Consider the following 18,997-nt stretch of genomic DNA (forward strand, 5'->3'; position numbering starts at 1 on the left):
GCGTGAACCGACCTTTTTAGCGTCCGGTCTCAAGCCACCCCGAACGGCACCACCCGGTTCTCGGCATAATGGCCGATCGTCGCGCGCCCCAGATACGGGACCCCCATCGCCCGTGCCCAGCGGGTGACGATCTGCTCCTCGCTCTCGCCGAACTCGGTATCCTCGGGGCTGCGGTCCGTCACCGCGCCCAGCCGCAGTCCGGCGATCCCCTGCAACTGCGTCGCGGCGGCAAGCTGGAAGAACAGCCGGTCGAGCCGGTAGAGATCCTCACCCACCTCCTCGACCATCACGACATGGTCGGTCAGGTCGGGGAGCCACGGCGTCCCGATCAGCGCACACAGGATGACGAGGTTGAACGCCACCGTCGGCCGCCCGTCCAGCTCGGGGGCGAGCACCCGCCGGTCGCCGTCGACCAGCCATGCCAGCGTGCGCGCGGCGCTGTTGGTGCCGCCGGCCTTGCCGACCTGCCCCGCCATCGGCCCGTGAGTCGGCCGTCCGATCCGTCGGGCATAGAGCGCTCCCAGCAGGAACCCCATGTCGGAGAAGCCGACATAGGCCTTGGCCGCCGCCGCGCGGTTGAGGTGCGGGATCACGGCGGACAGGATGCGGTTCGACCCGTATCCGCCGCGCGCGAACCAGATCGCGTCGAACCCGGGATCGTTGGCGAATTCCAGAAACGCGGCGGCGCGCTGTTCGTCGGTGCCCGCGAAATGCCCGGCGTCGAGGAAACATTGCGGATGCACCACGAGGTCGAGGGCGGGGTAGGTCAGCGCCGCATAGCCCTGCGTACGCGCCATCGCACCCTCGTCCACCCGCCGCGCGGGCGCCACCACTCCGATCCGCATGTCCCGGTCCCGCTTGCAAGGTTGGATTTGGGGCGATAGCGCCGGGGGATGCTCCACGGCAAATCCTTCTTCCTCGTCGGCATCGGCGGTTCGGGCATGCTGCCCCTCGCGATGATCCTCGCCGGGCGCGGTGCGACGGTCGCCGGGTCGGACCGCAGCCTCGATACCGACAGCCTGCCCGCGAAGTTCGACTCGCTGCGCGCCGCCGATATCGCGCTGTTCCCCCAGGACGGCAGCGGCATCGTGTCGGCCGACCAGATCGTCGTGGCCTCCGCCGCGATCGAGCCGACCGTCGCCGACATCGTCGCCGCCGTGGCGGTCGGGGCACGGCGGATGGGCCGCGCCGAGCTGCTCGCCGAACTGTTCAACGCGGCGGCCTTGCCGATCGGGGTGGCGGGCACCAGCGGCAAATCGACCGTGACCGGCATGATCGGCCATATCCTCCATATGGTCGGTCGTGATCCCACGGTCATGAACGGCGCGGTGATGAAGAATTTCATCGCGCCCGATCGCCCCTTCGCCAGCGCGCTGGTGGGCACGGGCGACGCCTTCGTCAGCGAGGTGGACGAAAGCGACGGATCGATCGCCTTCTATCGCCCGCGCATCGCGGTGCTGAACAACGTCAGCCTCGACCACAAGTCGCTGGAGGAACTGCGCACCCTCTTCGGCGGCTTCGCGGCGCGCGCCGGGCACACGATCGTCAACGTCGGTGATGCCGAAGCCGCCGCACTGGCGATGGAAATGGCGGAAAACCGCCGGACGACCTTCGCGATCGACGCTCCGGCGGACATGATCGGGTGTAAACTTTGTAAACTTTCGGCCTCGGTCGACTTCACGCTGCGGGTCGGGGATCGCTCGTACGACGTCCATCTGGCGGTCCCCGGCGCGCATAATGTCGCGAACGCACTGGCCGCGATCGGCGCGGTTGTTGCCGCCGGCGTACCGATCGAAGGGGCGATCGCCGCGATCGCCGGCTTCACCGGGCTCAAGCGCCGCTTCGAGCTGGTCGGCACCGCAGGTGGCGTGACCGTCATCGACGACTTCGGCCACAACCCCGACAAGATCGCCGCGACCATCGCCACGCTGCGCGCGCATCCCGGCCGGCTGCTGCTGCTGTTCCAGCCGCATGGCTATGGTCCGCTCAAGGTCATGCGCCGCGAACTGGTGGCGATGTTCGCCGCGCGGTTGCAGGGTGACGACCTGCTGGTGCTGCCCGATCCGGTCTATCGCGGCGGCACCGTCAGCCGTGACGTGACCAGCGCCGACATCGTCGCCGATCTGGCCGTCACCGGCACCCCGGCCCGCCACATCCCCGATCGCGCCGCCGCCGCCGCGCATCTGGCGGCGCAGGCACGGCCGGGCGATCGCATCGTGGTGATGGGCGCGCGCGACGACACGCTGTCGGCGCTGGCGGCATCGATCGTGACGATGCTGGAGGCACGCACGTAACCCCTATCGCCCCGACCCGACTGGCAATATGATAATCAAATAGCCGAATTTGTCGGACAAGGGGAGAGGCCAGTTGGTCGAGAAGCGGGCGGGTAGCGCCACCACCACGGGACTGGCGTTCGCCGCCGTCACCACATTGTTCTTCGCGTGGGGGTTCATCACCTCGCTGATCGATCCGTTGGTCGCGGCGGTGAAGGGCATCTTCACCCTCACCGATTTCGAGGCGCAGTTCGCCGCCACCGCCTTCTTCCTCGCTTACGGCCTCATCTCGATGCCCGCCGCGATCCTGCTCGCGCGGCTGAAGGCGGTGCCTTCGATCCTGTTCGCGCTCATCACCATGGTCGTCGGCTGTCTGACGATGCTGGTCGCGGCCAATCTGGCGGTGTTCCCGCTGGTGCTGCTCGGCCTGTTCATCCTCGCCGCCGGGATCACCGTGCTGCAGGTCGCGGCGAACCCGCTGGCGGCGGCGCTGGGCGATCCGAAGCTCAGCCATTTCCGCCTGACGCTCAGCCAGACGTTCAACTCGTTCGGCACGTTCCTCGGGCCGCTGCTGGGCGCCACGCTGTTCCTCGACGGGGTCGAGGTGAAGGACGGCACGGTCCTGACCGATGCGGTTCGCGCCGGGGCGCTGGCCGGGATTGATCGCGCCTATTTCTGGATCGCCGGGCTGATCGCGGCGCTGGCGCTGTTCTTCTTCCTCAGCCGCCGGGTCGTCTCCGCCGCCGTGCCTGCAACGCCGGCACAGGTTCCGTCTGCGGGCACGCTGCTGTCCGAAGCCTTCTCGTCGCGCTGGGCGCTGCTCGGCGCGGGCGCGATCTTCCTGTATGTCGGCGCGGAAGTCGCGATCGGGACGCAGATGGCGCTGTTCCTCAACGCCGACAGCGTGTGGGGCATGTCCGACGCCGCGTTCGGCGTGCCGCTGCTCGGCTTCGCGATGGGCAGCGACGGGGTTCCCGGCGTCTCGCTCCAGGAAGCGGGCAAGGCGGTCGCCTTCTACTGGTTCGGCGCGATGGTCGGTCGTGCGATCGGATCGGTGCTGCTGTCAAAGGTGAAAGCGTACAAGCTGCTCGCGCTATTCACCGCCGTCGCGGTGGCGATGTGCCTGTATGTCGCGGCGATCGGCGGGATCACCGCCGGGTTCGTGGCGATCTCCATCGGGCTGTTCAACTCGATCATGTTTCCGGTGATCTTCACCCTGACGCTGGAACGGTCGAGCGCGAGCGAGGCGGCGACGTCGGGGTTGCTCTGCACCGCGATCGTCGGCGGGGCGATCGTGCCGTTGATCGTCGGCATCGTGTCGGGCGCGACCAGCCACGGCGTCGCCTTCGTGGTGCCGGCGCTCTGCTATGCCGCGCTGTGCGTCTTCGCGCTTGCCGCCGGGCGGACGGGGGTGCGCAACGTCGCTTCGGCGAAGAGCCTGCACTGATCGTCGCTTAACCGCTGTCGCCCGTCGATGTCGCGGCCATGGTCGCGGCATCGACAAGGAGACATGCCATGCCGTTCACGAAACTCGCTATCGTCCTTGCCGCCGCTACCCTGCCACTGGCCGCCGCCATCGCGCAGGACCGGTACGAAGGGGCGGGGGCGACGCAGGAGATGGACTGCGGCGGGCAGGGTGCGACCATCGTCGGCGCGAGCAACATCATGACCGTGACCGGCGCGTGCAGGACGTTGGTGATCGAAGGCGCGGGCAACCGCGTCACCGTCGATCTGGCCCCTCGCGCGACGATCCGCATCACCGGGGCCAGCAATCAGGTGGTGTGGCGCACCCCCGACCGCAGCAAGCCGCGCGTCAGCGTGACCGGGGCCGGCAACCGGGTGTCGATGGCACGGTAAGCGCCTTGCGGCGGGTCAGGCCGGTTCGGCGATCCGCTCGCCCAGCGGCACCTGCGCCAGCGCGATCGACCCGAGCGGCCCCGCCTGATCGCCCAGCGCTGGGGCGACAATATAGGGCGCGCCCTCCGGCAGCGGCAGATAGCCGTTGATGCTGGCACGCAACTCGGGTTCTATCCGGGCCAGCACATGCGGCTGCTTGTTCATCACCCCGCCGCCGATCGCGATGCGCTGCGGCCCGGTGGTCGCGACCATCGCATGGCACATTGCGACGATCGCCGAGACGACCCGGTCCCACACGGGATGGTCGTCCGGGATGGTCGAGACATGCACGTCGCCCAGCGCCGCCTTGATGCCGGTGCCCGATGCCAGTCCCTCGACGCAATCGTCGTGGAACGGACAGCCGCTGGGCAAGGTGTCGTGCGCCAGACGGGGAACGCGCAGATGGCCGATCTCGGCATGGCCGATCCCGCGCGTCGGCGCGCCGTTGACCAGCAACCCGACGCCGACGCCGGTGCCGATCGTCACATAGGCGAAATCGGTCAGGCCCTTGCCCGATCCCCAGCGCGTCTCGGCATAGGCCGCGCCGTTGACGTCGGTGTCGAACGCGACCGGCACGTCGAGCCCGGCGGACAGCCGCCCGGCGACATCGGCCATCGCCCAATGGGGCTTGGTGGTGGCGAGGATATGCCCCCAGGTCGGCGAAGCGCGGTTGAGATCGACCGGACCGAAGCTGGCGATGCCCAGCGCGGCGAAGCCATGGGTCGACCACCAGCGCTCCAGCACCGCGGCGATCGCGGGCAACGTCTCGTCCGGGTGGGTCGTCGGCACGGTTTCCTGCGCCAGTATCGCACCGGGTCCATAGGCGAGGGTGCAGACGCATTTGGTGCCGCCCAGTTCCACCCCTGCGAACGGCAATACGTCGCCACCCGACCGCGGTTCGCGGTCCATCGCCACAGTCATCCTCGTCAAACCCTGTTGTCCGGTAGTTGCCAACACCGTCGCAGGCTTTGGTTTAAATAGCAAATATGAAATTCTTATTCAGTTCAATCGCTTTCGACGACTGCTTTCCATAGCGCGTTGGTGCGCGGCAACAGGAAATGGCTGAACGGCAGAATCGCCGCGCCGACCGCCGGGGCATCTTCGGCCAGCATCGCGCGGCGGACCGGGGCGAGCGCCGGGATATTGTCGGCCTCGGCGGTCAGCCGCGCGGTCAGCCGCCGCGCCAGCGCATCGACATGGGCACCGGGCAGCCGTCCGCCGATGAACACCGCCGCCGGATTGATGAGGCAGTTGATCGCGACCAGCGGTTCGACCAGCCGGTCGACCGCCTCGTCGATCCAGCGGTCGACGATCGCGATCAGCGCCGGGTCCTCGGCCCGGTCGCCCAGCATGTCGGCGATGGTGAAGCCGGCGGCGCGCAACGGATGCGACAGGCCGGAGAGCGATACGCTGTGCTGGATCTGTGCCCGTCCGCCGCGACCATCGCTGCCCAGCAGGAAGCCGATCTCCCCCGAACGGCCGCTTGCTCCCCGGAAATAGGCCCCGTCGAGCACGAGTCCGCCGCCCAGCGCGGAAGAAATCAGAATGTAGAAAAAGCTGGCATGGTGCTGGCCATGGCCCAGTTGCTGTTCGCCCATCGCGGCGGCGGCGGCGTCGTTCTCGACGAAGACCGGCAGCGCGACCGGTTCGGCGAACAGCGCGGCCATGTCGACGCTTTCCCATTCGGCATAGCTGGCCGGCCGGCCGGGCAGGTCGACGGTGCCGAGATCGTCGGGACGGGCCACGCCGATGCCGACGATGCGGTCGGCATCGATCCCCGCATCGGCGATCAGTGCGCCGATCTGCGCGCCGTAGAAGGCGGCGACATCGGCGGGCAGCGCGAAATCAACGTCGTGGCTGGCGCGCGCCAGCGTCTGTCCGGCGAAATCGACCAGCACGATCGTCACATGATCGCGATCGACGTTGATGCCGATCGCATAGCAGGCGGCGGGCTTCACGACCAGCTTGGCGGGCGGCTGGCCGCGCCCGCCGCGCCGGCGCCCGGCTTCCTCGATCAATCCCTCGTTCAGCAGCCGACGGGTGATATTGGCGATGGCCGGCGGCGTCAGGCCGGTGATGTTGGCCAGATCGATGCGGGTCAGCGACCCCGACACGCGAATGGCGTGCAGCGTGATCCGCTGGTTATGATCCGCCGCCCGGGCCAGGTTCGTGCCCGACAGGCGGATGGGTTCCGGCGCGCTCACCATTGATCGGGGCGACCCGCGGCGGAAAGGAACGTCGTCACGCTGGCTGATCTCCCGGAGGCTCCACCCGTGGAACGGCCCGGGCAGCTTGTTTGACGGGCACGGTGGACCAGTGCGTTACCGGTATCAATCCGAAAACATGCGATCGTTCCCAAAGCGGTCCGATAACGTCGTTGACAACGCTGTCTGTTTTGACGATCGAAGCGGAAACGCGCGCAACCGGCATGAGGGGGCGCGGCTTAGGAGAGTGATGCGATGACCCCGGCCAAGACGTTCCTGCTGAGCACCGTGCTGGCCGCGCTGGGTGCCGCATCCGCCGCACCGGCACAGACCGTGCCGGCCCCGGCCCCCGCCGCGACGGTCCACCCCGAGCTTTGGCCGCGCGCCAACTGGCCGTACAAGACCGACGCGAAGATCGAGGCGCGGATCGCCGACCTGCTCAAGCGGATGACGGTCGAGGAAAAGGTCGGTCAGGTCATCCAGGGCGATATTGCCAGCCTGACCCCCGCCGACGTCAAGCGCTATCACTTGGGTTCGGTGCTGAACGGCGGCAATTCGGCCCCCAACAACGATGAATTCGCCCCGGCGTCCGAATGGCTGAAGCTCGCCGATCGTTTCTATGAGGCGTCGGTCGACAAGTCCGACGGCGGCGTCGGCATTCCCGTGATCTGGGGCACCGATGCGGTCCATGGCCACAGCAACATCGTCGGCGCGACGCTGTTCCCGCACAACGTCGGGTTGGGCGCGATGCGCGACCCGGCGCTGATGCGGCGGATCGCCCAGGCGACGGCGGCGGAAATCCGCGCGACCGGCATCGAATGGACCTTCGCCCCGACGATTACCGTGCCGCAGGACATTCGCTGGGGCCGTGCCTATGAAGGCTATTCGTCCGACCCGAAGCTGGTGGCGAGCTATGTCACCCAGTTCATCGAGGGGCTGCAGGGTGCGCCCGGATCGACCGACCAGTTGAAGGGGCCGTATGTGCTGGCGTCGACCAAGCACTTCCTCGCCGACGGCGGCACCTTCGGCGGGCAGGATCAGGGCGATGCCAGGATCCCCGAAACGACGCTGCGCGACATTCACGGCACCCCCTATGTCTCGGCGATCAACGCCGGGGTGCAGACGGTCATGGCCAGCTTTTCGAGCTGGAACGGCGAGAAGATCACCGGCCACAAGGGGCTGATGACCGACGTCCTCAAGAAGCGGATGGGCTTCGGCGGGTTCATCGTCAGCGACTGGAACGCGCATGGCCAGGTGGCGGGCTGCACCAACGCGAGTTGCCCGCGCGCGATCAACGCCGGGCTCGACATGTACATGGCGCCCGATAGCTGGAAGCCGATGTGGGAAAGCCTCGTCGCCCAGGTGAAGGCGGGCGAGGTGCCGATGCCCCGGCTGGACGATGCGGTCGCCAACATCCTGCGCGTGAAGCTGCGTGCCGGGCTGTTCGACGTCGGCAAGCCGTCGACCCGGATGCTGTCGGGTGATTACGCCCAGCTTGGCAGCCCCGAACACCGCGCGATCGCGCGTGAGGCGGTGGCCAAGTCGCTGGTGCTGCTCAAGAACAACGGCTCGCTGCTGCCGCTGAAACCCGGCGCGCGGGTGCTGGTGGCGGGTGACGGTGCCGACGATGTCGCGCGCCAGTCGGGCGGCTGGACGCTGACGTGGCAGGGGACCGGCATCGATCCCAAATATTTCCCCGGCGCGACCTCGCTCTACAAGGGCATCGACGGCGCGGTGAAGGCAGCGGGCGGCAGCGCCACCCTGTCGCCCGCCGGCACCTTCACCGGGGCGAAGCCCGACGTGGCGATCGTGGTGTTCGGCGAGACGCAATACGCCGAGTTCCAGGGCGACATCAAAACGCTGCAACTGCGCCCCGAACAGCGTGGCCCCATCGAGACGATGAAGAAGCTAAAGGCGCAAGGGATACCGGTCGTCGCGGTGATGCTGACCGGGCGTCCGCTGTTCGTGAACCCGGCGATCAACGCCGCCGACGCCTTCGTCGTCGCATGGCTCCCCGGATCGGAAGGGGCGGGCGTGTCCGACGTGCTGTTCCGCCAGAAGAACGGGCAGGTGCGGCGCGACTTCACCGGCAAGCTGTCGTTCGCATGGCCGGCGACGGCTGATGCGACCGGGCCGACGCTGTTCCCGCTCGGCTATGGCCTGTCGGGTGCCGCCCGGTCGAGCGTGCCGGTGCTGTCCGAGGACCCGCGCGTGACCGAAACCGATTCGGGCGGCGTATTCATGGACAAGGGCCTGCCCGCGACGTCGTGGTCGCTGTCGGTCGGCGGTGCTGGAACCGGCGGCAACACGCGCATCACCACCGTGCCGGCGCAGTCGGGCGGCGGCCGGGTGAAGGTCAGCGCGACCGACCACGGCGTGCAGGAAGGCGCGCGGCGCTTCGAGATCGACGGCAGTGGCCCGGCCGAGATCGAGCTGCGCACCCAGTCGCCGGTCGACCTGACACGCCAGACCAATGGCGACGTGATGCTGCTGGCGACGATGCGGGTCGATGCCGCGCCGGCCCAGCCGGTGAAGCTCGGCATCCGTACCGGGGCGGGCGGCAACGACGTGTCGCTCGGCAAGCTGGAGCTGCTGCCGGTCGGCGAATGGAAGACGATCGGCGTGCCGCTGAAATGCTTCGCCGGCAACGTCAACATGGCCACCGTCGATGCGCCGTTCGTGCTGAGCACCACCGGGCGGATGACGGTCAGCATCGCGCGCGTCGCGCTCGGCATGTCGCCCGACGTGAAGCTGCCCTGCGCGAAGTAGTCGGGCAACCGAACCTCCGGCCGTCACCCCGGACTTGTTCCGGGGGCCACGGTTCGGCAAACGGTGCCGATCACGGCGCATCCGCCGGCGTGCGCGGATGGGTGGACCCCGGAACAGGTTCGGGGTGACGATGGGGCAGATGGCGATGATCGGACGGAACGGTACGATGGGCGGCAAGGTCGGCGCGGTGTTTGCGATGCTCGCGCTGGCGGTCCCGGCCGCCGCGCAGACCCCGCCGGTGGCCGCTCCCGCCGTGCCGGTGCCACCGCGCGTGTCGGTATCGGGGGGCATCGTCGAGGGGCAGGTGCTGCCCGACCGCACCGTGTTCCGCGGCATCCCGTTCGCAGCACCGCCGCTGGCCGCCAATCGCTGGCGCGAGCCGCAGCCGGTGGTCGAATGGACCGGCATCCGCACCACGACCCAGGCGGCGCCCGCCTGTCTCCAGAACGACTATGGCTGGAACCACCGCGACCATGTCTATGCCAGCGAGGACTGCCTGACGCTCGACGTCGGCAGCCCGGCGATGACCGGCAAGGCTCCGGTAATGGTGTGGATTCACGGCGGCAGCAACCGCGCCGGATCGGCCGAGGGCATGGTGCTGTCGTCGATGGTCGCGCGCGGGGTGGTAGTGGTCGCCATCCAGTATCGCCTCGGTATCCTCGGCTTCCTGCCGCACCGCGATCTGGCGGCTGAAGCGCAGGGTAGTAGCGGCAATTATGGGCTGATGGACCAGATTGCCGCGCTGCGCTGGGTCCGCGACAATATCGCCAAGTTCGGCGGCGATCCCGACAACGTCACCATCGCGGGCGAGAGTGCGGGGTCGCAGGACGTGTCGCTGCTGCTCGCCTCGCCGCTGGCGCGCGGGTTGTTCGCCAAGGCGGCAATGGAATCGGGTACGCCGGGGTTCGGCCTACCGTGGCGGCCGCTCAAGGAAGCGTTCCGCATCGGCGACCAGCTCGACGGTCTGATGGGGACGCAGGGGACGGCGGCGCTGCGCCGCGCCTCGGCGCAGTCGCTGCTGGCGGCAGATCTGAAGCTGCACGACGCGAAGCTGACCGCCGACGATTATCTCTATCTGCGCACCACGATCGACGGCGCGGTGCTGCCCGACACGCCCGACAAGCTGTTCGTCACCGCGCCGCGCCGCCCGGTGATTATCGGCAGCAACCTGATCGAGCTGGACCTGCCCGGTGGCCGCGCCGCACGTGACGGTTTCGTCGACCTGTCGTTCGGGGCCAATGCCGATGCGGCGCGAGGCTATTACCGGCTCGATTCGGCCGATCCGGCACCGCTCGCGCGCCTCGGCACCCGCAACCAGCAGATTGCGACCGACGCGACCTTCCGCTGTCCGGCGGGGACGCTGGCGAACCTGCTCGCCACGCGCGGCTGGCCGGTATGGCGCTACGAGTTCGATCTGGCGGGCGACGGCGGCACCGGGCCGACCAGCCATGCCGCCGAGATCGGCTATATCTTTCACGATCGCCGCGCCGGGCCGGTGTATCTGCAGGATTACTGGGTGGCCTTTGCCAAGACTGGCGATCCGTCGGGCGAAGGGCTGACGCCATGGCCGCGTATGGTGCGCGGCAAGCCGGCGAACATGCTGTTCGACGCAAAGGGCGCGACCCCGCGCGACGGCGACATTCGTGGTGACATCTGCCGGCTGACGGGCGCGCTGTAAGGCGGATCGATCTTCAACGCCGCGTTCGACTCCTCCCCTCCCTGGAAGGGAGGGGGCGGGGGTGGATTGGCCGGTTGTGGAGCGGTTGGCTTTCCTCGCAGGCCGACCCACCCCCAGCCCCTCCCTTGTCAGGGAGGGGAGCAATTCCGGCGGAAGGTCGATCCGGCCGAAGCTGAACGAACTCGCCCGCGCCGCGACAATTCGACACAGTTTTCATGTGGTTGCGACAAATCGCTGCGACAAGGGTTTCCTATCTTCGCTTCACAGCAAGAGGAGGAACCCCATGAAGAAAATCGCACTTCTGATCGCCGGTCTCGGCATCGCCACCACCGCGCTCCCCGCCGCCGCGCAGGGCTGGCAGTCGGTCAACCAGCGTCAGGCGCAGATCGAGCGCCGGATCGACCAAGGCATCCGCAGCGGCGCGCTCAGCCGGCGCGAGGCGGTGAACCTGCGCGGGGAATTCCGCCAGATCGCACAGCTCGAACAGCGCTATCGCCGCTCGAACGGCCTGTCGCAGATGGAGCGCCGCGATCTCGACCGCCGCTTCGACGTGCTGTCGCGCAAGGTGCGGATCGACCGCAACGATCGCAACAACCGTCCGGGCTATCGGCGCTAAGCCACCATCCCCGCCGCATAGGCACCGATGATCCCCGCATCGGTGCCGAGCGCGCCCGGCACGACGATCGGCGTCGTCGCCGGGCGCAGCATATTGGCCCGCACCGCCGTATCGAGCCGGGCGATCAGCGCCGGCGCACGCGACAGACCGCCGCCGACCGGCACGATCGTCGCGGCGATCGTGTTGAGCAGCATCGCCAGCGGACCGCCGAGCAGCATCGCCCAAGTGTCGACCGTCGCCAGCGCGACACCGTCGCCGGCATTGGCTCCGGCGGTGATCGCAAGGCTGGTGGCGTCGATCCGGTGGAGGAAGCGGTGCAGCCGCTCGATCCCGCGCGCGCCGCCGATGGTGTCGAGGCATCCCGCCAACCCGCAGCCACAAGGGAACACCGGCACCACGTCCGGATGACCCGGCGCTGGGTGCAGTACCGCGCCATGGCCCCATTCGCCGCCGATCCCGCCGCTGCCCGACACGATCCGCCCGTCCTGCACCAATCCGCCGCCGACGCCGGTGCCGAGGATGATGCCGAATACCCGGGCGTGCCCCCGCGCGACGCCGGCGGTCGCTTCGGCCAGCACGAACGCATCGGCATCGTTGATTGCCCGCACCGGCACCCCCAGCGCCGCCGACAGGTCGCGCGCCAGCGGCCGGCGGTGGATCGCGGGTACGTTCGCGGCGGTGATCGTACCGTCCGCCGGATCGACCAGCCCGGCGGTGGCGATCGCGACATCGGCGCAAGGATGCGCGGCCAGTCCTTGCGCGAACGCCGCTACGAACCCCGGCCAGTCGCGCGGGGTCGGCACCGACCAGCGGTGGCGGATCACAGCGCCTGTCCCCACCACCGCCAGATCGATCGACGTGCCGCCGATGTCGGCGCAGAGCCGCGTGGCTATTGCCCCAGCCATGCGGTGCGGAACGCGCGCTGCGCCGGGGTCAACGTCTGGCCGATCGTCTCGCCGCGCACGATCTCCAGCGTGGGATCGGCGGCGGGGGTGAGCGTCGCGGTGATCTCCTGTCCGCCGCGCCGGCGATAGCGGATCGGCACGGCGGCACCGGGGCGCAGCGTTGCCAGCGCGGTGGTCCACCCCGCGACGTCGCCGACCGTCGTCGTGCCGAGCGCCACGATGGTATCGCCGCGATCTACGCCGGCTGCATAGAGCGGCGTGTCCGGCGCGGGCGATTGGGCCAGCGTCACCCCGCCGTTCTCGGCGGTGGCGGCGCTCCGCCCGATCCAGCCCGGCGTGCCCGATACGGGACGCACCACCAGTCCGGCCTGCGCCAGCAGCGGCGCGAAGTCGGGCAGCGCGCTCCCCCGGATCGTCTGCGCAAAGAACCGGTCGGCGAACGCCGTGTCGCCGGTCAGCGTGGCGAGTGCCACCCGCAGATCATCGGGGCGATACGGCCGTTCCGGCGCGCCGTGCGTCCGCCACAACAGCCGCATGTAATCGTCGAGCGACTTGCCCGGAAACCGCTGGCGCAGTTCGAGGTCGAGCGCGAGGCCGATGACCGCGCCATAGGGGTAATAGGACACGAAGATCGTCGGATCGACCGGATCGATCGCGCGCGCCGCATCGACGAACGGCGCGCGCAGGCTCATCTCCTGCGGCGAGGCGTTGATGCGCGCGGGCAGCCGTGCCGGGCTGGTGACGATCCCGCTTAGCGTCGGCCCCAGTTGCCCCAGATACTCGTCGACGCTCATCACCCCTGCGCGACGGATCGCCAGCGGTCCGTAATATTGCGTGAACCCCTCGGCCAGCCACAGCGACGGCGTGGGGTTGGCGCGGGTGAAGTCGAACGGTTCGAGTTCGGCGGGGCGGATGCGCTCTACGTTCCAGCTATGGAAGAATTCGTGGCTCAGCGTGCCGATCTGCTCGTCGTCGGCGTCGGCAAGCGAGCGGACGTCGGTGATGATCGTCGAATTGCGATGCTCCATCCCGTCGCCGGTGATCCACGGCAGATAATCGGCGATGAAGGTATAGGTGCCGAAATCGTACGGCGCCGGTGCGCCGAAGGTCGCGATATGCGCGCGCACGATCCGCTTCGCCTTGTCAGTATAGCGGTCCATGTCGGCGGCGCTGCCCAGATGGTGGAGCGCGAGGCGATAGGTCTGCCCGCCCTCGCGCCATTCGCGCACCATATGGTCCGACAGCTCGGTCGGGCTGTCCATCAGATATTGCAGGTTGGGCGCCCAGAAGGTGTCGCTGCGCCCCGCGACCGGCGGCAGTTGCGTCGCGACCTTCCATTTGGGATCGGGCGCGGCGAATCGCACGCGGATCGGCTGCGCGTCGTATCCGGTCGCCCACATCAGCGTGGCGGGCATGTTGAGATGCGCGTGGCTCGGATCGATCTGCGCATAGGTGCCGTCGCCGTGATCGGCGAACAGCGTGTAGGTGACGGTGACGGTGCCGTCATGGCCCGCGACGCTCCAGCCATAGGGATCATCGCGGATCAGCGTCAGCGGCCCCCCCGCCCCGTCCACCGCACGCACGTCCGACACGTTCTTGGCAAATTCGTGGATCGCGTAGCGGCCGGGCGACGACCGCGCCATCTGCACGCGCAAGGGGCCGGCGGGAACGCCGGTCCACGTCGCGGTGATCCGCGCGCGGTGATGCGCCGCATCGGGAAAGGCGACCTCGTAGCGCACGCGAGCGGCGTCGCCCGGATCGCGCGCGGTGGATTGCGCGGCGGCGGGCAGGGCGACGCTGCTGGCCAGCAGCAGGGCAAGGATCGAACGGCGCATGACAGGTGAACTCCCCCGGACGGACCGCCCGCTTCTATCGTCGGCATCATGGCCTCGACAAGCCGGTGCGTTGGCGGCCGGTGTTCATCGTTTGCAAGCCAGCTTTTAACCTTTTTGCGTCACGGTGCCCCCATGTCCCGCCCGGTTCCGCTGTCCGCGTCCGCCCCCTCCGGCAATCTGCTGCACGAAACCGTGCGGCGGTGTCGTCGTCACCTGTGGGCGGCGGCGCTGTTCTCGGGGTTGGTCAACATCCTCTATCTCGTGCCGTCGATCTTCATGCTCCAGGTCTATGACCGGGTCGTGCCGACGCGGGGCGAGACGACGCTGCTGCTGCTGACATTGATCCTGGCGGTGTCGCTGGTCGTCTTCGCGGTGCTGGACGCGGTGCGGATGCGGTTGCTGCTGCGCGCATCGATGCGGCTGGAACGGCGTGCCGCGCCCGGTATCCTGCTGCGCATCATGGGCAGCGACGTGGGGACGGGCAGCCAGCGGATGCAGACGCTGCGCGATTTCGACACGCTGCGCGGTACGATGACCGGGCCGATCATGGTCGCGCTGTTCGATGCGCCATGGGCGCCGATCTATATCCTGATCTCGTTCCTGCTCCATCCGTGGATCGGCGTGCTGGCGCTGGTCAGCTCGATCGTTCTCGCCACGCTGGCATGGTCCAGCGACCGCGCGACCGCCACCGCGATGCGCGACGCCAATGCCCGCGCGGTGCTGGCCAATCGCGAACAGGATTTTTCGATCCACATGGCGGAGGTCGCGCGGGTGCTGGGCATGCGCAACGCGCTCGTCACCCGCCACCTGCTCGAACGCGCCGATCTGGTGCGGCGGCAGGCGGGGATCGCGGCGATGCAGTCGCGTTTCCTTGGGATCACCAAGTTCCTGCGGCTGTTGCTGCAATCGCTCGCGCTGGCGCTGGGCGCGCTGCTCGCCATCCGGCAGGATATTTCGGGCGGGGCGATCTTCGCCGCCTCGCTGCTGCTCGGTCGGGCATTGCAGCCGGTCGAACAGATATTGGGCGCGCTGAAACCGCTGGCCAGCGCGCGACAGGCATGGACGAACCTTACCGCCTTTTGCGACCTGCCCGAACCCGGCACCACCGTGACGACGCTGCCCGCGCCCGAAGGGCGGATCGACGTGCGCGCGCTGACGGTACGCGCGCCGAACAGCGACCGCGAAATCCTGTCCGACCTGACCTTCTCGATCCAGCCGGGTGAGATCGTCGCGCTGGTCGGTCCCAGTGGTGCTGGCAAGTCGACGCTGCTGCGCGCACTGGCGGGCGCGCTGTCGCCCGAAAGCGGCGAGGTGCGGATCGACGGCGCGGCGCTGGCCGACTGGAACCGCGAACAACTCGGCCGGCATCTGGGCTATATGCCGCAGTCGCCGTCGCTGTTTCCGACGACGGTCCATGCCAATATCTCGCGGTTTCAGGCGGTGTTGGCCGGCGACGGTCCCGAAATCGACGAGCGCGTGGTCGCCGCCGCGACGCGGGCAGGCGCGCACCACCTGATCCTCGGGCTGCCACAGGGCTATGGCACGATGCTGTCGATGGGCGACGGTGCCGGGCTGTCGGCGGGGCAGGGGCAGGCGGTGGCGCTGGCCCGCGCGCTGTACGGCGAACCGGCGATCCTGTTCCTCGACGAACCCAACGCCCACCTCGACAGCGAGGGCGAGGCGCGGCTGGTCCAGACGCTCGAATCGCTGCGCACGCGCGGCGCGACCGTGGTCGTCTCGACGCACCGCACCGGGCTGTTGCAGGCGGTCGACAAGATATTGTTGCTGAAGGACGGGCGTATCCAGTTGTTCGACGATCGCGACCGCGTGATCCGTGGCCCCGCCACGCCGCAAAGCGTCACCCCGCCGCCCGCCGCCGCGGGGGGAGCACGCTGATGGACGGCACGATCATCCCCGCCGACCGCCGGCAGGACGCGGTCTATGCACGGATCGCGCAGGACCTCGCGCTCGACGATTCGCCGCGTCATGCGGTACGGATCGGCGTCGTCATCGCCGTGCTGTTCTTCGTCGTCGGGCTCGGCTGGGCGGCGTTCGCTCGCCTCGATGCGGCGGCGGCGGGCGAGGGGCAGATCGTCGTCGCGGGCAATCGCCAGACGGTGCAGCACCGCGACGGCGGCATCGTCCGCGCGATGGCCGTGCGCGATGGCCAGCATGTCCGCGCCGGCGATCTGCTCTTCCGCCTCGAAGGGGCCGAAGTCGCCGCGACCGAACGCGCGCTGGCGGCCAGCGTCATCGATCTTCAGGCACAACGCGCCCGGCTCGAAGCCGATGTGCGCGGGCAACCGGTCCAGTGGCCCGCGGAGTTCGCCCGTGCCACCGGCGACGACGCCCGGCTCGTCGAACGCGCCAAATCGTTGCAGCTCGCACAAGCCGCCGCCCGCGCCTCCGCGCTCGCCGCCAACGGCGCGGTGCTGCAACAACAGGCGGCGGGCGTCGCCCAGCAATCGAGTGGTTTCGCGGCACAGGCCCGCGCCACCGAACGCCAGCGCCAGTCGCTCCAGCAACAGCTCGACAGCACGAAGCGGCTGGCCGATCAGGGCTATGTCTCGCGCAACACGGTGCGCGCGATCGAACGATCGATCCAGCAACTCGACGGGGCCGATGGCGACTATGCCTCGCGCGTCGCGGCGGCGCGCGAACAGATCGGCCAGGCGCGTGCCGAACAGGTGCAGACGCGGCGGCGCTATGTCGAGGATTCGGCCGGGCTGCTGCGCGATACCCAGTTCCAGTTGAACGAGGCGCTGCCCAAATGGGCGGCGGCGCGCGAGCAACTGGCGCGCACCGAAATCCGCGCGCCGGTCAGCGGGCGGGTCGTCGGCCTGCGGGTGTTCTCGGTCGGTGGCGTCATCCAGGCGGGACAGCCGATCCTCGACATCGTGCCCGATGCCGCGCCGCTCGTCATCCGCGCCACATTCCTGCCGACCGATATTGACGGGGTGGTGCCGGGGCGTGAGGCGGAGGTGAAGTTCCTGTCGCTGCACGAACGCGATCTGCCGATCCTGCTCGGTACCGTCGCCACCGTATCGGCCGACGCGCTGCGCGACGAGGCAAGCGGCCGCAGCTATTTCAGTGCCGAAATCACTGTGCCGCGCAGCCAGATCGCCGAGATCGAGGCGGTGCGTGGGCGTGACACCGGCATCCGCCCCGGCGTGCCGGTGCAGGTAACGGTGAAACTGCGCGCCCGCACCGCGCTGCAATATATGCTCGATCCGCTCACCGAGGCTTTTTCACGGTCGCTCCATGAACGGTAATCTCCGCACCCTTCCGCTCGTCGCGCTCTTCGTTCTCGCCACCCCGGCGCAGGCGCAGGACTCACTGGTCCAGGCGATCGCCGACGCCTATCGCAGCAATCCGACGCTCGATGCGCAGCGCGCCGAGCTGCGCAGCCTCGACGAGACGATCGTGCAGGCGGGCGCGCCGTACCGGCCCACGGTTGGTCTGAACATGGCGCTGCAATATCGCTCCGCCGACCAGCGCAACCTGCTCGACGATTTCGTCACCAACCGCAGCCGGACGATGGCCGCGACGCTGAGCGCGCAACAGATATTGCTGAACGGCGGGCGCACCGCCGCGCAGGTCTCGGTCGCCGAGGCACGGGTGCTGGCCGCGCGCGAACGGCTGCGACAGGTGGAAAACGCGATCCTGTTCGAAGTCGTCGATTCCTATGTCTCGGTCCGGCGCGACAGCGATCTGGTGGCGATCCAGCGCCGCTCGCTCGACAGCTATGGCCGGCAGGTCGCGCAGGCGATCGCGCGCGAACGCGGCGGCGACCTGACCCGCACCGACATCGCGCAGGCGCGCGCGCAGGCCGAGATCATCCGCGCGCAACTGGCGCAGAGCGAGGCCAACCTTCAGGTCAGCCGCGCGCGGTTCGCGACGGTGGTCGGGCGGACGCCGGGCACGCTCGCCGAACCGCCGGTGCTGACCGGGCTGCCGCTCTCGCTCGACGCCGCCTTCGCCATCGCCCAGCGCGAAAGCCCGGCGATCGGCGAGGCGTTACTGGCCGCGCGCGCCGGCGACGCGCGGGTGGCCGCCGAACGCGCCGAACGCGCGCCGGTCGTGGCGCTGTCGGGCGGCTATGGTTACGGGACGGCGGGCAGTTTCCAGACGCGCGATCTGGGCGCGCAGGCCAGCGGCGGGGTGACGCTCACCATGCCGCTGATCGCCGGTGGGGTCATCGGATCGCGCATCCGCGCGGCGCAGGCGGATCGCGAACGGCTGGGTTTCGAGATCGAAAGCGCCCGGCGGCAGGCGCTGGCACAGACGCAGGATGCGTGGAACCAGTCGATCGCCGCGACGACCGCCGCCGAATCGGGCCGGATCGCGAGCGGCGCGGCGCAAGAAGCGCTGACCGGCGTGCAACGCGGCTTCGCCGAGGGGTTCCGCTCGAATTTCGAGGTGCTCGATTCGGAACAGCGGCTGCTGAACGCGCAACTGGTGCTGACGAATGCCACCTATTCGGCCTATTCGGCGCAGGCGCGTCTCCTCGCCACGCTCGGCCGGTTGCAGGCGGCAGCGCTGGGGCAGGGGGTGCCGACCTATGACGCCACCGCCAACACCCGCGAGGCGCGGCGGGCGGTGATCGGCCCACTCGACCCGGTGCTGGCGGCGATCGACCGCGCGCAGATGCCCGGCAGCGCCTTCGTGCCCCAACCGCCGCTGCCGGTCGCGACCGACCCGGTCCTGCGTCCCGCCACCGCCTCGCCGCCGCAAGGACCACTCGGCACTGCGCTGCCGCTGCTGCCCAATCCGGTGATCGCCGACCTCAACGACAGCGGCGTGACCGGATAGCAAAACTCG

The 18,997-nt window shown here is 69.1% G+C and carries 14 protein-coding genes; 9 read left to right on the forward strand and 5 right to left on the reverse strand.

Annotated elements, in window-relative coordinates:
- Window positions 1–29: 29 nt before the first annotated feature.
- Window positions 30–845 carry an LD-carboxypeptidase gene (locus ASG37_RS08530; protein ID WP_055758249.1) on the reverse strand — a complete coding sequence of 272 codons (816 nt, stop codon included), beginning with the start codon at window positions 843–845 and terminating at the stop codon, window positions 30–32.
- 48 nt (window positions 846–893) lie between these two features.
- Here ASG37_RS08530 and ASG37_RS08535 point away from each other — a divergent pair, with 48 nt between their 5' ends.
- The 3 genes from ASG37_RS08535 to ASG37_RS08545 all read left to right on the forward strand — a co-directional run bounded on the left by ASG37_RS08535 (window position 894) and on the right by ASG37_RS08545 (window position 4,130).
- A complete protein-coding gene (locus ASG37_RS08535; protein ID WP_055758252.1) occupies window positions 894–2,294 on the forward strand; it encodes a glutamate ligase domain-containing protein in 1,401 nt (466 codons plus the stop codon).
- A 73-nt stretch (window positions 2,295–2,367) separates the two neighbouring features.
- Window positions 2,368–3,720 (forward strand): MFS transporter, encoded by a 1,353-nt coding sequence (locus ASG37_RS08540; protein ID WP_055758255.1) that lies wholly within the window; start codon window positions 2,368–2,370, stop codon window positions 3,718–3,720.
- Window positions 3,721–3,788: 68 nt separating this feature from the next.
- Complete coding sequence (locus tag ASG37_RS08545) at window positions 3,789–4,130, forward strand: DUF3060 domain-containing protein (RefSeq protein ID WP_055758259.1); 342 nt, start codon at window positions 3,789–3,791, stop codon at window positions 4,128–4,130.
- A 15-nt stretch (window positions 4,131–4,145) separates the two neighbouring features.
- Here the strand turns inward: ASG37_RS08545 and ASG37_RS08550 are convergent, their stop codons facing one another.
- Entirely contained in the window at window positions 4,146–5,078 is a 933-nt protein-coding gene (locus ASG37_RS08550; protein ID WP_055758261.1) for an ROK family protein, read from the reverse strand.
- A 95-nt stretch (window positions 5,079–5,173) separates the two neighbouring features.
- The gene (locus tag ASG37_RS08555) at window positions 5,174–6,376 is read right to left on the reverse strand and encodes an ROK family transcriptional regulator (RefSeq protein WP_055758264.1); all 1,203 of its coding nucleotides are present in this window, start codon (window positions 6,374–6,376) and stop codon (window positions 5,174–5,176) included.
- A 252-nt stretch (window positions 6,377–6,628) separates the two neighbouring features.
- On the opposite strand from ASG37_RS08555, the gene ASG37_RS08560 reads away from it, so the two are divergent.
- The 3 genes from ASG37_RS08560 (at window position 6,629) to ASG37_RS08570 (ending at window position 11,436) form a co-directional block, all read left to right on the forward strand.
- A complete protein-coding gene (locus tag ASG37_RS08560; protein WP_082448132.1) occupies window positions 6,629–9,142 on the forward strand; it encodes a glycoside hydrolase family 3 protein in 2,514 nt (837 codons plus the stop codon).
- Window positions 9,143–9,239: 97 nt separating this feature from the next.
- A complete protein-coding gene (locus ASG37_RS08565; protein WP_082448134.1) occupies window positions 9,240–10,820 on the forward strand; it encodes a carboxylesterase/lipase family protein in 1,581 nt (526 codons plus the stop codon).
- A gap of 283 nt (window positions 10,821–11,103) precedes the next feature.
- On the forward strand, window positions 11,104–11,436 hold the full coding sequence (locus ASG37_RS08570; protein WP_055758270.1) for a hypothetical protein: 333 nt from the start codon (window positions 11,104–11,106) through the stop codon (window positions 11,434–11,436).
- On the opposite strand, the gene ASG37_RS08575 is transcribed toward ASG37_RS08570, so the two are convergent.
- On the reverse strand, window positions 11,433–12,341 hold the full coding sequence (locus ASG37_RS08575) for an ROK family protein (RefSeq protein WP_055758273.1): 909 nt from the start codon (window positions 12,339–12,341) through the stop codon (window positions 11,433–11,435). The genes ASG37_RS08570 and ASG37_RS08575 overlap by 4 nt on opposite strands.
- A complete protein-coding gene (locus tag ASG37_RS08580; protein ID WP_055758276.1) occupies window positions 12,326–14,176 on the reverse strand; it encodes a M61 family metallopeptidase in 1,851 nt (616 codons plus the stop codon). The genes ASG37_RS08575 and ASG37_RS08580 overlap by 16 nt, the downstream gene beginning before the upstream one ends.
- Window positions 14,177–14,308: 132 nt before the next feature.
- Between ASG37_RS08580 and ASG37_RS08585 the strand changes: the two genes are divergently transcribed.
- The 3 genes from ASG37_RS08585 to ASG37_RS08595 are packed head-to-tail and all read left to right on the forward strand — an operon-like array spanning window position 14,309 to window position 18,988.
- Window positions 14,309–16,072: a type I secretion system permease/ATPase gene (locus ASG37_RS08585; RefSeq protein ID WP_055758279.1), complete on the forward strand. Its 1,764-nt coding sequence runs from the start codon at window positions 14,309–14,311 to the stop codon at window positions 16,070–16,072.
- Window positions 16,072–17,448: an HlyD family type I secretion periplasmic adaptor subunit gene (locus ASG37_RS08590; protein ID WP_055758281.1), complete on the forward strand. Its 1,377-nt coding sequence runs from the start codon at window positions 16,072–16,074 to the stop codon at window positions 17,446–17,448. The genes ASG37_RS08585 and ASG37_RS08590 overlap by 1 nt, the downstream gene beginning before the upstream one ends.
- A complete protein-coding gene (locus ASG37_RS08595; RefSeq protein ID WP_055758284.1) occupies window positions 17,438–18,988 on the forward strand; it encodes a TolC family outer membrane protein in 1,551 nt (516 codons plus the stop codon). Before ASG37_RS08590 ends, ASG37_RS08595 begins: the two co-directional genes overlap by 11 nt.
- Window positions 18,989–18,997 lie beyond the last annotated feature (9 nt).

It is taken from the genome of Sphingomonas sp. Leaf407, from assembly GCF_001425385.1.
Taxonomy (GTDB): domain Bacteria; phylum Pseudomonadota; class Alphaproteobacteria; order Sphingomonadales; family Sphingomonadaceae; genus Sphingomonas.

Excerpts from the sequence above, each read along its gene's own strand:
- ASG37_RS08535 (WP_055758252.1), top strand. The coding sequence starts at position 894 with ATGCTCCACGGCAAATCCTTCTTCCTCGTCGGCATCGGCGGTTCGGGC.
- ASG37_RS08580 (WP_055758276.1), bottom strand. The coding sequence starts at position 14,176 with ATGCGCCGTTCGATCCTTGCCCTGCTGCTGGCCAGCAGCGTCGCCCTG.
- ASG37_RS08585 (WP_055758279.1), top strand. The coding sequence starts at position 14,309 with ATGTCCCGCCCGGTTCCGCTGTCCGCGTCCGCCCCCTCCGGCAATCTG.
- ASG37_RS08555 (WP_055758264.1), bottom strand. The coding sequence starts at position 6,376 with ATGGTGAGCGCGCCGGAACCCATCCGCCTGTCGGGCACGAACCTGGCC.
- ASG37_RS08545 (WP_055758259.1), top strand. The coding sequence starts at position 3,789 with ATGCCGTTCACGAAACTCGCTATCGTCCTTGCCGCCGCTACCCTGCCA.
- ASG37_RS08590 (WP_055758281.1), top strand. The coding sequence starts at position 16,072 with ATGGACGGCACGATCATCCCCGCCGACCGCCGGCAGGACGCGGTCTAT.
- ASG37_RS08550 (WP_055758261.1), bottom strand. The coding sequence starts at position 5,078 with ATGGACCGCGAACCGCGGTCGGGTGGCGACGTATTGCCGTTCGCAGGG.
- ASG37_RS08570 (WP_055758270.1), top strand. The coding sequence starts at position 11,104 with ATGAAGAAAATCGCACTTCTGATCGCCGGTCTCGGCATCGCCACCACC.
- ASG37_RS08595 (WP_055758284.1), top strand. The coding sequence starts at position 17,438 with ATGAACGGTAATCTCCGCACCCTTCCGCTCGTCGCGCTCTTCGTTCTC.
- ASG37_RS08575 (WP_055758273.1), bottom strand. The coding sequence starts at position 12,341 with ATGGCTGGGGCAATAGCCACGCGGCTCTGCGCCGACATCGGCGGCACG.
- ASG37_RS08560 (WP_082448132.1), top strand. The coding sequence starts at position 6,629 with ATGACCCCGGCCAAGACGTTCCTGCTGAGCACCGTGCTGGCCGCGCTG.
- ASG37_RS08530 (WP_055758249.1), bottom strand. The coding sequence starts at position 845 with ATGCGGATCGGAGTGGTGGCGCCCGCGCGGCGGGTGGACGAGGGTGCG.
- ASG37_RS08565 (WP_082448134.1), top strand. The coding sequence starts at position 9,240 with ATGGGTGGACCCCGGAACAGGTTCGGGGTGACGATGGGGCAGATGGCG.